At 56.3% G+C, this 11,708-nt stretch carries 16 protein-coding genes; 3 read left to right on the top strand and 13 right to left on the bottom strand.

Annotated elements, in window-relative coordinates; all coding sequences use genetic code 11:
* Positions 1 to 73 precede the first annotated feature (73 nt).
* On the top strand, positions 74 to 412 hold the full coding sequence (locus DHN10_RS03210) for an H-NS histone family protein (RefSeq protein ID WP_108813785.1): 339 nt from the start codon (positions 74 to 76) through the stop codon (positions 410 to 412).
* A gap of 58 nt (positions 413 to 470) precedes the next feature.
* Positions 471 to 1,184 carry a purine-nucleoside phosphorylase gene (gene deoD / locus DHN10_RS03205; protein WP_108813784.1) on the top strand — a complete coding sequence of 238 codons (714 nt, stop codon included), beginning with the start codon at positions 471 to 473 and terminating at the stop codon, positions 1,182 to 1,184.
* Between the two features lie 49 nt (positions 1,185 to 1,233).
* On the opposite strand, the gene DHN10_RS03200 is transcribed toward deoD, so the two are convergent.
* The 12 genes from DHN10_RS03200 to DHN10_RS03145 form a co-directional block, all read right to left on the bottom strand.
* Positions 1,234 to 2,013, bottom strand: a complete 780-nt coding sequence (locus tag DHN10_RS03200) for a succinate dehydrogenase iron-sulfur subunit (RefSeq protein ID WP_108813917.1) — start codon at positions 2,011 to 2,013, stop codon at positions 1,234 to 1,236.
* Positions 2,014 to 2,026: 13 nt separating this feature from the next.
* Positions 2,027 to 3,649: a glycosyltransferase family protein gene (locus DHN10_RS03195; RefSeq protein WP_159086898.1), complete on the bottom strand. Its 1,623-nt coding sequence runs from the start codon at positions 3,647 to 3,649 to the stop codon at positions 2,027 to 2,029.
* A 56-nt stretch (positions 3,650 to 3,705) separates the two neighbouring features.
* Positions 3,706 to 3,999, bottom strand: coding sequence for a hypothetical protein (locus tag DHN10_RS03190; RefSeq protein WP_108813782.1), 294 nt, complete (start codon positions 3,997 to 3,999; stop codon positions 3,706 to 3,708).
* Positions 3,996 to 4,277: a succinate dehydrogenase gene (locus DHN10_RS03185; protein ID WP_234416965.1), complete on the bottom strand. Its 282-nt coding sequence runs from the start codon at positions 4,275 to 4,277 to the stop codon at positions 3,996 to 3,998. The genes DHN10_RS03190 and DHN10_RS03185 overlap by 4 nt, the downstream gene beginning before the upstream one ends.
* A gap of 47 nt (positions 4,278 to 4,324) precedes the next feature.
* The gene (gene sdhA / locus DHN10_RS03180) at positions 4,325 to 6,130 is read right to left on the bottom strand and encodes a succinate dehydrogenase flavoprotein subunit (protein WP_108813780.1); all 1,806 of its coding nucleotides are present in this window, start codon (positions 6,128 to 6,130) and stop codon (positions 4,325 to 4,327) included.
* A 20-nt stretch (positions 6,131 to 6,150) separates the two neighbouring features.
* Entirely contained in the window at positions 6,151 to 6,522 is a 372-nt protein-coding gene (gene sdhD, locus DHN10_RS03175) for a succinate dehydrogenase, hydrophobic membrane anchor protein (RefSeq protein ID WP_108813779.1), read from the bottom strand.
* A 12-nt stretch (positions 6,523 to 6,534) separates the two neighbouring features.
* Positions 6,535 to 6,918 (bottom strand): succinate dehydrogenase, cytochrome b556 subunit, encoded by a 384-nt coding sequence (gene sdhC / locus DHN10_RS03170; RefSeq protein ID WP_108813778.1) that lies wholly within the window; start codon positions 6,916 to 6,918, stop codon positions 6,535 to 6,537.
* Positions 6,919 to 7,096: 178 nt separating this feature from the next.
* On the bottom strand, positions 7,097 to 7,762 hold the full coding sequence (locus tag DHN10_RS03165; RefSeq protein WP_108813777.1) for a DUF1194 domain-containing protein: 666 nt from the start codon (positions 7,760 to 7,762) through the stop codon (positions 7,097 to 7,099).
* Positions 7,763 to 7,811: 49 nt separating this feature from the next.
* Positions 7,812 to 8,837: a MaoC family dehydratase gene (locus DHN10_RS03160; protein WP_108813776.1), complete on the bottom strand. Its 1,026-nt coding sequence runs from the start codon at positions 8,835 to 8,837 to the stop codon at positions 7,812 to 7,814.
* Entirely contained in the window at positions 8,834 to 9,037 is a 204-nt protein-coding gene (locus DHN10_RS03155; protein ID WP_108813775.1) for a DUF1737 domain-containing protein, read from the bottom strand. Before DHN10_RS03155 ends, DHN10_RS03160 begins: the two co-directional genes overlap by 4 nt.
* A gap of 4 nt (positions 9,038 to 9,041) precedes the next feature.
* Entirely contained in the window at positions 9,042 to 9,596 is a 555-nt protein-coding gene (locus tag DHN10_RS03150) for an NnrU family protein (RefSeq protein WP_108813774.1), read from the bottom strand.
* Positions 9,593 to 10,435 (bottom strand): HpcH/HpaI aldolase/citrate lyase family protein, encoded by an 843-nt coding sequence (locus tag DHN10_RS03145; protein WP_108813916.1) that lies wholly within the window; start codon positions 10,433 to 10,435, stop codon positions 9,593 to 9,595. Before DHN10_RS03145 ends, DHN10_RS03150 begins: the two co-directional genes overlap by 4 nt.
* 188 nt (positions 10,436 to 10,623) lie before the next feature.
* On the opposite strand from DHN10_RS03145, the gene DHN10_RS03140 reads away from it, so the two are divergent.
* Positions 10,624 to 10,938 carry a hypothetical protein gene (locus DHN10_RS03140; protein ID WP_108813915.1) on the top strand — a complete coding sequence of 105 codons (315 nt, stop codon included), beginning with the start codon at positions 10,624 to 10,626 and terminating at the stop codon, positions 10,936 to 10,938.
* Positions 10,939 to 10,940: 2 nt separating this feature from the next.
* Here the strand turns inward: DHN10_RS03140 and DHN10_RS03135 are convergent, their stop codons facing one another.
* The gene (locus tag DHN10_RS03135; protein ID WP_108813773.1) at positions 10,941 to 11,696 is read right to left on the bottom strand and encodes a sulfite exporter TauE/SafE family protein; all 756 of its coding nucleotides are present in this window, start codon (positions 11,694 to 11,696) and stop codon (positions 10,941 to 10,943) included.
* Positions 11,697 to 11,708: the final 12 nt, after the last annotated feature.

The following is an 11,708-nucleotide window of genomic DNA, read 5'->3' as shown; positions in this document are numbered from 1 at the left end:
AGCCCATCCGTAATTGGGATGGGCGGTTTCTGAATTGATGCTATCAACCAATAATCAAAAAAGGTGGATAGATATGAAACCCGATCTTAGATCAATGACACGCAAAGAGTTGGAAAAGCTCAAGGCAAACGTCGAAAAGGCGCTCGAAAGATTGGCTGCTAGAGATAAGAAAGCCGCGCTGGCTGCGGCAGAGAAAGCAGCAGCAGCACATGGTTTTTCCCTGTCAGAAATCACAGGCGGTGTCACAGCCCCAAAAGCTCGCAAAACCAAGAAGAGCCCCAAAACAGCCTCTGCGCCGAAATACAAAAACCCCGCTGACCCAAACCAAACCTGGACCGGTAAAGGACGCCAACCCACTTGGTTCAAGGACGCCGTGACATCAGGGACGTCGCCAGACGCGATGGAAATCTAGCCTCCACCTTTGACAGCAAACCTCCTAAGCTGGGCCTCAAATTCCAAGGAGGCCCAGAATGACCATCCATATCGGCGCTGAAAAAGGCGACATTGCCCCAACCGTCCTCATGCCCGGTGATCCGTACCGCGCCAAATGGGCGGCAGAGACGTTCCTGCAAGATGCTCGCTGCATCAATGAAGTGCGCGGCATGCTAGGTTTCACCGGCACATGGAACGGGCACCCGGTGACGATCCAAGGGTCCGGCATGGGCATGCCATCCCTTTCGATATACGCCAATGAATTGATTTCAGATTATGACGTACAAACGCTGATCCGCATCGGGTCCTGCGGTGGTATGCAGAAACACGTTGGTATCCGGGACGTGATCCTTGCGATGACCGCTTCGACACTATCAACCCCATCAAGGGGCATCTTCAAAGAACTCAATTTCGCGCCCAGCGCCGACTATGGCCTGCTGGCAGCGGCCCATGACGCGGCCAAGGCGAAAGGCGTGCCAACCCATGTGGGCGGTATCTATTCTTCGGATGTGTTCTATGACGAACGCCCGGATCTGAACGAACAGATGATCCGGCACGGCATCCTTGGGGTCGAGATGGAGGCAGCAGAACTCTACAATCTCGCTGCCCGTCATGGGCGCCGGGCATTGGCCGTGCTTACGGTCAGCGACCACCTGATCACGCATGAAGCATTGCCAGCCGAGGACCGGGAACGGTCCTTTGGTGATATGGTCGAGATCGCACTGACGGCGGCATTCGCTGAAGCAAGCTAGGGGGCTCTGGCCCCCTCAAACAACGTGCACGCGCCGCCGGCTTGTCGTGTCAGACGACCCGCTCAACCATCATACCCTTGATATGGGCAATGGCCTTGGCCGGGTTCAGACCCTTGGGGCAGGTCTTGGCACAGTTCATGATCGTGTGGCAGCGATACAATTTGAAGGGATCTTCAAGCTGGTCCAACCTTTCGCCTGTAGCCTCATCCCGGCTGTCGATGATCCAGCGGTAGGCATGCAGCAAGGCCGCAGGTCCAAGATAACGATCACCGTTCCACCAATACGACGGGCACGACGTCGAACATGAAGCACACATCACACATTCATAAAGACCATCAAGTTTTTTGCGATCTTCAATGGACTGCTTCCACTCTTTGGCCGGGCGGTTTGTCTTGGTCTCCAGCCAAGGCATAATGCTTGCGTGCTGGGCATAGAAATGGGTCAGATCCGGGATCAAATCCTTGATCACCGGCATATGGGGGAGCGGGTAGATTTTCACATCGCCCTTAACCTCATCCATACCATAGATGCACGCCAGCGTGTTGATCCCGTCGATATTCATTGCGCAAGACCCGCAGATGCCTTCACGGCAGGATCGGCGGAAGGTCAGGGTTGGATCAATCTCATTCTTGATCTTGATCAGGGCATCCAGAACCATCGGCCCGCAGCTGTCCATGTCCAGAAAATAGGTATCCAACTGCGGGTTCTTCCCATCGTCGGGATTCCAGCGATAAATCTGGACCTTGCGCAGATTGGTGGCACCTTCCGGCTTGGGCCAGGTTTTGCCCACCTTCATGCGGGAATTCTTGGGAAGTGTCAGTTGTACCATGTTTTCTCTCTTGTCACCTTTCGGCAGCATCAGCTGCTTGCGCTCTCAAAACGCGAACGATCTCAGCAGCGCGCGCATCGAAGCTATGCTCACTCCGCATTCTAGCCGCAAATTCAAATCTTGCCTTGCGTTTTTTCTTTGTTTCAGCACGGATGCGTGCAAGTGCCGCGCTAAACTCAGCACCATCGCGCACACATTCAACAAATGGGCGCATATCATCGGGCAACCACGCAACCGGATCCGATATGACAGGTGTTCCGCAGGCCAAGGCATCAAATATGCGATTTGACACCAACCCTTGGCGACGCATTACACGCGTATGATCGTTCAGAACAACCTCAGCCTTGGCATAGTATTGACCCAAAGCAGAGTTATCCAGATTGCGCCCCCTGACGAAAGGTGCCGCATCTGTATCTTCCCAACCGGGGCCCCATACGTCCAGCTCTGCGCCAGCCTGCAACGCAAAATTAACAATGGGCCGCTTGCCCCTACGCGCAATCCCCACGAATAAGACACCACTTCGTGGCTCTTCTGGATCTGGCAGCGGCATGCGCTCGGGATCAAAGGCCTGCGGAAGCAATGATGTTGATCGTTCGCCCTTGGCGGACTGCATCTTTGACAAAAGCGGGGCGCTGGCCACAAAGGAGTGATCAGCCTTGTCTTCGACATTGGACGAAATCAGCCATTGAAGTGTTGTGTGCCCTGGCCGAGGTTCATGTGGTGTATGGCCTTTGATCACAAGATCAATTTCGTTGTCCTTGTCGACCCGGTTCCAGTGCTTGCGGGTACGCACCGTCGCAGAATGACCTTGACGCTCCAGTGCCTTTTGCAGCCCTACCGCAAAATGATAATCACCCCAGTTGGTCTGGACCGCTGGACGCGGCACATTGGTCTTGATTGCGAAATGCAGTGGTCCCTCGGGATCTTCGATGCGCCGGCGCCAAGGGCTGTTTGCCGTAGAATTGATTTTGAGGTCAGCGAGATACCCGATCAAATCTCCGTTCTGATCGAATTTCGCGACAATCTCGTCATATCTATCGGCCAGAACCTTGCTTTGTGGATCAAGATTGGACACGACAACTAACCCTGTCGGTGCGGCATCGAAAATCTCTACCTTTAGATCCGGACGGAAGGTTTTCAGGATCGGCACCACCTTCCATACATCACCGGTCCATGCCCGCCCTTTGACCTCGGTGCGGTCGCGCAGCGCCATATTCTCTGACCACGGCAGGCAATCATGAAGCACGATATGGCCGCCTGGTGTCATGTGACGCTCTGCGTTGATAAGATCACGCAAAAGGAATTCATATAGGTGCATCCCGTCAAGGAATGCCAATCCAAACGTTCCACCTAATCGTTGCAAATGTCCGGCTGCAAAGAACTCATCACTGGTTTGCTGAAACAGATGCAATTCGGGCACGCCGCTCCAGACATCGTGGCGCAGCACGAATTGCGGATCGACCGAAACAGAGCGCGCGCGCGACTTGGCAAGGCTCGCACCTGTCTGCGTCCCAATCTCTAGGTACCATTCAGGTTCGAGCGCCAGATGCATCTCTTCCAGAAAGGCGAGGTACTGCAGCCCCTTCGCTCTGGGAAAGGTGAAACCTGTATCAGCAGGAGTTTCATTAGCCTTCAAGAGACCCATCCCCGAAACACTGTCGTATGTTGATCAATTCCGCACACGATCCGTACTTACATCACACGCAACCGCGCCGGCCTGATCGGCGTTTCGCCGGTAAGACGAAGCACGCAGCTTTCGTATACCGCAACCGGATCAAGTCCCCGCAGGAAATCGCTGGATACGCCAATGCTTGCGCTGCCAAAACCACCGGTGTTGCTATTGGCCCCCACGGTGACCCCGACGCTCGGGCCCTGTGCTGCCCGCGCACGCTCTTCGCAACGGTCCGCCGCCTCTTGAGGAGATGGTGGCGGAACATCGCATGCCGCAAGGCCAAGGCAGAGCAAAAGAAGAATACCACGGGTCAAAGGCCCAGCCCCCCCAATCCAAGTGAATTATTCAGCGCGCAGCGCACCGTGTCCGGGCGCCCGGCGATCTCTACCACCAGATTTGTCGTGTTCGATGTCACGCCCAGCACAGCAGCCTCTGCGATTGTGACAATTTCGGAACCTGTCGCGTTGTCGATGATGCAATCTGTATATGGGGCTGCATTCACACCGGGAAACCGCGTTTGCACGACATTGTTAACGACACCCTTGGCCGCATCTCGCGCCAGCACATCACCCGCGGCGCCAAGATCCTGCATGCAGGCCGATACCAGCATTGCCGCGCAGAGAAGGCCCACAAACCGCATCAGAATGTCCGCTCTTTTGGTGCGATCTTGGCTTCGGATATTCCGCCTTCGGCTTCGGTTGTCAGACCTTCGGTGATCACCGGGCGGTAGCTTAGCTTGACCTTCGCGTCGTTGATATGGCTCAGGGTATGCACCCGCCATTTCTTGTCGTCGCGCGTCGCATAATCTTCGTGCGCGTGGGCGCCACGGCTTTCCTTGCGTGCCTCAGCGCCCACAATAGTGGCCAGAGCGTTAGGCATCAGGTTCGTCAGCTCCAGCGTTTCCATCAGATCGCTGTTCCACACTAGGCTGCGATCGGTGACAGACAGATCGTCCATCTTACCAGCAATCGCTGTCATCTTCTTGACGCCTTCACCCAGTGTCTTGTCGGTACGGAAGACTGCTGCATCCGCCTGCATTGCCTTTTGCATTTCCAAACGCAATTCGGCGGTCCCAACGGTGCCCTTGGCATGGCGCAGCCCATCGAAACGATCAAAACAGGCGTCCACTGACGCTTGGTTTAGTGTTGGGTTGGCGGCTTCACGATCCACGACTTCACCCGCACGGATTGCGGCGGCCCGACCAAAGACCACAAGGTCGATCAGGCTGTTTGACCCCAGACGGTTCGCCCCGTGAACAGACGCACAACCTGCCTCACCTACAGCCATCAGACCGGGCACAACGGCGTTCGGGTCTTTCTTGGTCGGGTTTAGCACTTCGCCATGATAGTTCGTCGGAATACCGCCCATATTATAGTGTACGGTCGGCAAAACAGGGATCGCTTCTTTCGTCACATCAACGCCTGCAAAGATACGTGCGCTTTCCGAAATACCGGGCAGACGCTCGGCCAATGCCTCGGCAGGTAGGTGGTTGAGGTTGAGGTGAATGTGATCACCACCCGCACCCACGCCACGGCCTTCACGAATTTCCATTGTCATGCAGCGGCTGACATAGTCACGGGGGGCCAGGTCTTTGTAGTTGGGTGCATAACGCTCCATGAACCGCTCGCCTTCGGAGTTGGTCAAGTAACCACCCTCGCCACGCGCACCTTCGGTGATCAGGCAGCCCGCACCGTAAATGCCGGTTGGGTGGAACTGAACAAATTCCATATCCTGCAATGGCAGGCCCTGACGGGCGACCATACCGCCACCATCACCGGTGCAAGTATGGGCAGATGTGGCGCTGAAATAGGCGCGTCCATATCCACCTGTCGCCAGCACAACCGTCTTCGCATTGAAGACATGCATCGTGCCATCATCCAGCTTCCACGCGATCACACCCTGACAGACGCCATCATCGGACATAATCAGATCAAGCGCGAAGTATTCAATGTAGAATTCGGCCTGCTGTTTCAGCGACTGACCATAAAGCGTGTGCAAAATCGCATGACCGGTTCGGTCGGCCGCCGCACAGGTGCGCTGCACGGGCGGGCCTTCACCAAACTCAGTGGTGTGACCACCGAATGGGCGCTGATAAATCTTGCCCTCTTCGGTCCGGGAAAACGGCACGCCATAGTGCTCCAGCTCGTAAACTGCCTTGGGAGCCTCGCGCGCCAGATACTCCATCGCGTCGGTGTCACCCAACCAGTCAGAGCCTTTGACAGTGTCATACATATGCCACTGCCAGCTATCTGGACCCATGTTGCCCAGCGATGCCGCAATGCCGCCCTGCGCTGCCACAGTGTGCGAGCGCGTGGGAAACACCTTGGTGATACAGGCGGTGCGCAAACCCTGTTCAGCCAGACCCAATGTGGCCCGCAGGCCAGCGCCACCTGCACCGACTACAATCGCGTCATAGGTGTGGGTTTCATATTCATATGCAGCCATAGTGACGATGCTCCGGGGAGTTAAAGTGCGATGCGGATGACTGCAAAAATTGCAAATCCAGCCGCCGCGTAAGACAAACAAATCATGCCAATGATGGCCGCTTTGCGGGCGAAGCCATGGACATAATCCTCAATCAGAGTTTGGACGCCACCACGGAAATGGTAAAATCCAACCAGCATGGTCAGCGCAGCAACCACAGCCGGGAATGGCCGTTGGTAATAGGCGATCACCTCTTCATAAGGTGACCCGAGGATCGGACCAAAGGTGAAAATAAAAAGCGGGATCAGGAACAACAGGGCAACCGACGACACCATCATCTGCCAGTGATGCTCGGTCCCGGTTTTGGCAGAGCCCATGCCAACAGCGCGTTTACGATCAGTTAGAAATGCCATTGTCTTGCCCCCTTACACCACAACCACGGTGAAAATCGTCAGCAGAACGGCCAGGACAATCATCATCTGTCCGGCGAGTTCCGACTTGTCCACATCCAGCATGCGGCCACTGTCCCAGACCAGATGGCGCAAACCACCCAGCAAGTGATACCAGACGCCCAATACCGATAGGAACATGATCAGATCACCAAACCAGCTAGTCAGGAACCCGTTGGCTGTCGCAAAGGCTTCGGGCCCGGATGCCGCAGCCACAAACCACCAGACAATCAGCAATGCCGCCACGATCAAGGCATTGCCTGTGATCCGTACCAATATCGATGTCATGGAGGTCCATTGCGGACGATAGATCGTCAAATGCGGTGAAAGCGGGCGGTTGCCCCGGTTCACGTCAGCCATATCAGTTCCCTTCGTTGGCCCATGTCGCCTAGCAAGGCGACGCCCTTGGTGTCTTTCTGCACCATTCCAAGCAGAGAGTCACGCCAAGGCAGGGCGATAAACTGTGAAAAAGTGACACTATACTGGATTCGCCACGATATGTGATCACACCGAAATTTTCTGTGATCACAAATTGCGATTATTCGAGCTCCAACACCGCAACGGCCTTGGTCAATTCACGATAAAGTTTCTTTGCGATCTGCGCGGGATAGTCCGAAAACCGGTTCGCCGTGACAGCAAAGGCGCCGTCACCTGTAATCACCTCTGCTTCGAAGTAGTCGGTAAGACCTTGCACGCTGTCCTCGATGACTAGCGCGTTCACGGTGATCTGCGCCTCGGCCAATGCGTCCCAAAGTGCCGTGGGTGGGCGCCCTTCGTTGTTGGGGCCATCGCCAGAGATATCAATGACATGCCGCGCACATTCAGGCACCTGAGCAAAATAGCTTATCGAAAGGGCTATCGCCTCTCCAATCGCGGTCGAGAAGTTGCGCCACAGGCGCGGCTCGAGTGTCACTTGTTCAGCAAATCCAACAACCGCGTCGCGGTCCGTCATGTCGGTCCAGTTGATCACCACCCGTTGCCGGCCCGAGCCGGTCCATTGCATCAATGCGAGCTTGGCTTGCCCTTCGACCAAGGCACCCGAAATCGCACGATCCACCAACGCGGCAGCCAGCCCGTCCATCTGAATGCGATATTCATTGGGGCTGACCGAACCAGAGACATCAACGGCCAGCATCAACGCCACTTCACACCCCTGTGCAGGAGCACCAAGGCACAACAGGCTGGTTAGGAAAGCGGCGCGCATGTCGGCAGACTACGCGTTGCACGCCGTCTGGCAAATCACGCTTTTGTCGTCAAACGGGCATCAATGCCCAATAGTCCAGATCAAGCAGCACATCAGGATCGTATTTGCCGTCTTCACCGCGCAGGACACCAGCCGCCCCCTTGGTCGCCACCAAACGCAAACGCACCGCCCCAACGCCGGGCGCGCCCGTCTTGGCGATATCCAGCACCTCGGACCACGCCCGCACTGTGTCTCCGGCAAAACAGGGGCTAGCATGGGCGCCACCATTCAGCGCCACAATCATCTGCGCATTGGCCAACCCGTTGAAGGACAGCGCGCGCGCCAGACTGATCACATGACCGCCATAGATCAACCGCTTGCCATCGGGCCGGTTGGTCGCATCGAAATGTACCTTGGCCGTGTTCTGCCACAAACGGGTGGCCAGCATGTGCTCGGCCTCTTCGACGGTGACACCATCAACATGGTCGATGACCTCGCCTATGGCATAGTCGCTCAGGCGATGCGGCTCACCTGCAAGTGCGAAATCATAGCCGGAAAAATCAAGGCCTGCTGGGACGATCAACTGATCCGCCGAGACGACTTTGGCCAGTTCAGGGATCACCGGCTCTGGTGCAGCACCGTCGCCGCGTTTGCGCACCATCACCCAGCGCACGTAGGACAGCACAACATCGTCGCTCTGGTTGCGCCCGGTTGTGCGCACCCAGACAACACCGGATTTTCCGTTAGAGTTCTGCTTGACCCCAATCACTTCGGATTCCGAAGTCAGCGTGTCGCCAGGATAGACAGGCAAGTGCCAACGCCCCTCTGCATAACCGAGATTGGCCACGGCATTCAGCGACACATCAGGAACGGTCTTTCCAAAGACTGTATGAAACGTCGCCAGATCATCCATCGGTGAGGCTGGCAGACCGCAAGCCCGCGCAAATTCGTCAGATGAAAAAAGCGCGGACCGCGCAGGGTAAAGCGCGTGATACATGGCCCGCTCGCCACCCGATATCGTGCGTGGGACAGCATGGATGATGATCTCGCCCACGTTATAGTCTTCAAAAAATCGTCCCGGATTGGTTTTGCTCATTGTTGGCCCAGTTTCATGTCAGCGGAATAAGGTTGATCGATGTCCTTGGTGACGGCTTGCCCGCAGCGCATCACGCCATTGGCGTGGTCATATGCATATGTAGGGTCGCCATGAAGTTCCCAGCCCTTGGACAGTGCTTGGGACACTTTGTGGCAAAAGGCGGATGTGTCATCCTCGGTCAACAAACGGTAAATTTTCATTGGCTCATCCCCAGGGTGTCACGCCCAGCAGGTAGTGAACAAACATCACAACGCAGACAACGCCCAGCGTGATGATGATCGATACCACCTCTTTGGCCGCGGGTGCGCGCTCTGGCGTGTCCCACGGGCCTTCTTGTGCGTTGATCACAATGACCTCGACTGCGGCCCAGACAAGCAAACCACCAAACAAGATGAACGACGGCGTGTCGCCATTCACCAGCAGATGCGCAATGGCCCAGATCGAAAAGCCGGTCAGCTGCGGGTGGCGCACTTTGGTGCCCAGCCAGATCTTCTGGCCTTGCGCGGCGCTGGCGGCATAGAAATAGAATGCGACAACCATCAGCAGGTTATTGATGCCAACCCACATTGGGGTGCGGCCCCAGTAAACCGTGCCCTCAGCCATGCGATAGCCCAGAACCATCAGAACGACACTGACCAGAATGGCAAGCGCCACGATCGGAGAGCCCTTTGCCCCCAGCACAGCCCGCCGGGCCGGCACCACCCGTTTAAACAAATGTGCCGCCCACCAAAGGGCAACCCCAAGAACCAATAACGTCATTCCGTCTCCAATGCAGCGATAGCCTCCGCTTTGGCCAAAGTCGCGTGCGCAGTCACGATATGCAAGTTCTCAACGATGCGGCCATCGACCACGGCAACGCCCTGCCCTTCTTTTTCCGCTTCTTCAAAGGCAGCAATCTGACGACGCGCCAAGTCTATTTCATCTTCGGTCGGGCCAAAGGCCGCATTCGCAATGGCCACCTGTGCGGGGTGAATCAAGGTTTTGCCATCAAAGCCCATGTCGCGCCCTTCGGTGCATTCCGCGCGCAAACCGTCCTCATCTTTGAACGCGTTATAGACCCCATCAAGGGCAACAATCCCCGCCGCTTTTGCGGCCAGCATGCACAGCTGCAATGACGTCATCAATGCCGCGCGCCCACGCGAGTTGAGATCCTTGGCCAGATCATTCGTGCCCAGCACAAAACCAGCAATCCGTGGATGGGCTGCGATTTGGGGGGCGTTGAGGATACCTTGTGGTGTTTCCATCATCGCCCAGATCGGCAGATCAGGAACCAAAGCAGCCAATGCATCCACGTCCTCGGATCCGTTCACCTTGGGCAAAAGGATCGCATCACATGCCATCGCTGCGACAGCAGCAGCATCAGCCGCACCCCACTCTGTATCCAGCCCGTTGATGCGGACGATTTTCAGCCGCGCGCCATAACCGCCATCAGCCAAAGCCGCATGCAGCGTATCGCGGGCAGAAACCTTGGCATCAGGGGCAACCGCATCCTCCAGATCAAAGAGGATCACATCGACTGGCAAGCCTCGCGCCTTATCAAGGGCGCGATCTTTCGAACCAGGGATATAAAGCGCAGAGCGGTAGGGGCGGTCATGCATCGAATCTTCCTCGCAACAAAGTTGCGCGAACAACGCCAGATTTTGACAGATCAATCAAGATATAAATGCCGCAGCGCAGCAACAACGCCCCGTTACGGTGTGTTAACCATTTTCGCGCATCTTGGTCTTCAGAATTGCTCCACGTGCCGGGCCGCTAATGCGTGGCCGGCTTTGTTAAGGGGACCAACATGCGACGTACACTCTTTCTGATGTCTTTCGGGATCGGGGCCATGATGCTGGCCGCGCAACAATCTCATGCGCAAGGCAGCAGTTGCGCTGAACACTCCACGGTGGTTGAACGATTGGCCGAACGCTATGGCGAAATCAGGCAGACCATTGATCTGGCCCGCGACAATTCCGTGGTTGAGGTGTTTGCCTCAATGGACACAGGATCCTGGACGATCACAGTCACACGGCCGGGCGGACAAACCTGCCTCGCGGCAGCAGGCCAAGCCTATCAATACCTCAACGAGCCGCTGGCCAATCTCGATAACGACACCTGAACTTAGGTCAGCGCGACCCAGATCAACCGGATACCTGTGAGAACAAGAAGAATGTAGGTGAGCGCAAAAAACGGCCGCTCAGGGACCAGATGATGCGCCCGGACCCCGATCCACGCACCGAGCAACGCAAAGGGGGCGAGCATCAAACTGCCCATGATCGTGTCCCAAGTGAAAATGCCCAGAAAAACGTAAGGCACCGCCTTCATCCAGTTGATCGCCCAAAACACCACAACGGTAGTCGCCTGATAGGCGGTCTTGCTTAGCCCTTGGGACAGAAGAAACACCGCAGATGGCGGGCCGCCGGCATGGCTAACGAAACTAGTGAACCCGCTGACCGTGCCTGCGAACCAAGCGACGGGCGCGGAAAACGGCATCTGCCGGACCTGCAACCAGCCCAGCGCGCGGCTCACCTGAAACGCAACAAAAGCCAGACAAATCAACCCAATCAGCAACCGAAAGACATCGGCATCCACAATCGCATAAAGAAACGCCGCGACGATGCAGCCGGGCACAGCCCCTATCATCAACCCCTTGGCCGAGGGCCAATGCCACTTGCCCCAATAAGGTTTCAACGTGGCGGCATCGACCAGCATGAAAAGCGGCAAGACGATCCCCAAAGCAGCGCCGGGTGGCACGACCAAGGCCAGAATCGCGCCAGCCACAAAGGCAGCACCAGAGCCGAATCCACCCTTAGAGATGCCTCCAAAGATGATCGCCGGGATGCCGACCAAAAAAAATTGCCACCCGAATTCAATCACTTGTGTATCCCA

The sequence above is a fragment of the Loktanella sp. Alg231-35 genome (assembly GCF_900143545.1).
Taxonomy (GTDB): Bacteria; Pseudomonadota; Alphaproteobacteria; order Rhodobacterales; family Rhodobacteraceae; genus Yoonia.
The sequence above is the reverse complement of the archived record's forward strand: the minus strand, read 5'-3'. Positions and strand labels throughout refer to the sequence as shown.

Bases quoted from the DNA above. Each gene is read 5' to 3' on its own strand.
- DHN10_RS03210 (WP_108813785.1), top strand. From the start codon at position 74: ATGAAACCCGATCTTAGATCAATGACACGCAAAGAGTTGGAAAAGCTC.
- deoD (WP_108813784.1), top strand. From the start codon at position 471: ATGACCATCCATATCGGCGCTGAAAAAGGCGACATTGCCCCAACCGTC.
- DHN10_RS03200 (WP_108813917.1), bottom strand. From the start codon at position 2,013: ATGGTACAACTGACACTTCCCAAGAATTCCCGCATGAAGGTGGGCAAA.
- DHN10_RS03185 (WP_234416965.1), bottom strand. From the start codon at position 4,277: ATGCAGGATCTTGGCGCCGCGGGTGATGTGCTGGCGCGAGATGCGGCC.
- sdhA (WP_108813780.1), bottom strand. From the start codon at position 6,130: ATGGCTGCATATGAATATGAAACCCACACCTATGACGCGATTGTAGTC.
- sdhD (WP_108813779.1), bottom strand. From the start codon at position 6,522: ATGGCATTTCTAACTGATCGTAAACGCGCTGTTGGCATGGGCTCTGCC.
- sdhC (WP_108813778.1), bottom strand. From the start codon at position 6,918: ATGGCTGACGTGAACCGGGGCAACCGCCCGCTTTCACCGCATTTGACG.
- DHN10_RS03165 (WP_108813777.1), bottom strand. From the start codon at position 7,762: ATGCGCGCCGCTTTCCTAACCAGCCTGTTGTGCCTTGGTGCTCCTGCA.
- DHN10_RS03160 (WP_108813776.1), bottom strand. From the start codon at position 8,837: ATGAGCAAAACCAATCCGGGACGATTTTTTGAAGACTATAACGTGGGC.
- DHN10_RS03155 (WP_108813775.1), bottom strand. From the start codon at position 9,037: ATGAAAATTTACCGTTTGTTGACCGAGGATGACACATCCGCCTTTTGC.
- DHN10_RS03150 (WP_108813774.1), bottom strand. From the start codon at position 9,596: ATGACGTTATTGGTTCTTGGGGTTGCCCTTTGGTGGGCGGCACATTTG.
- DHN10_RS03145 (WP_108813916.1), bottom strand. From the start codon at position 10,435: ATGCATGACCGCCCCTACCGCTCTGCGCTTTATATCCCTGGTTCGAAA.
- DHN10_RS03140 (WP_108813915.1), top strand. From the start codon at position 10,624: ATGCGACGTACACTCTTTCTGATGTCTTTCGGGATCGGGGCCATGATG.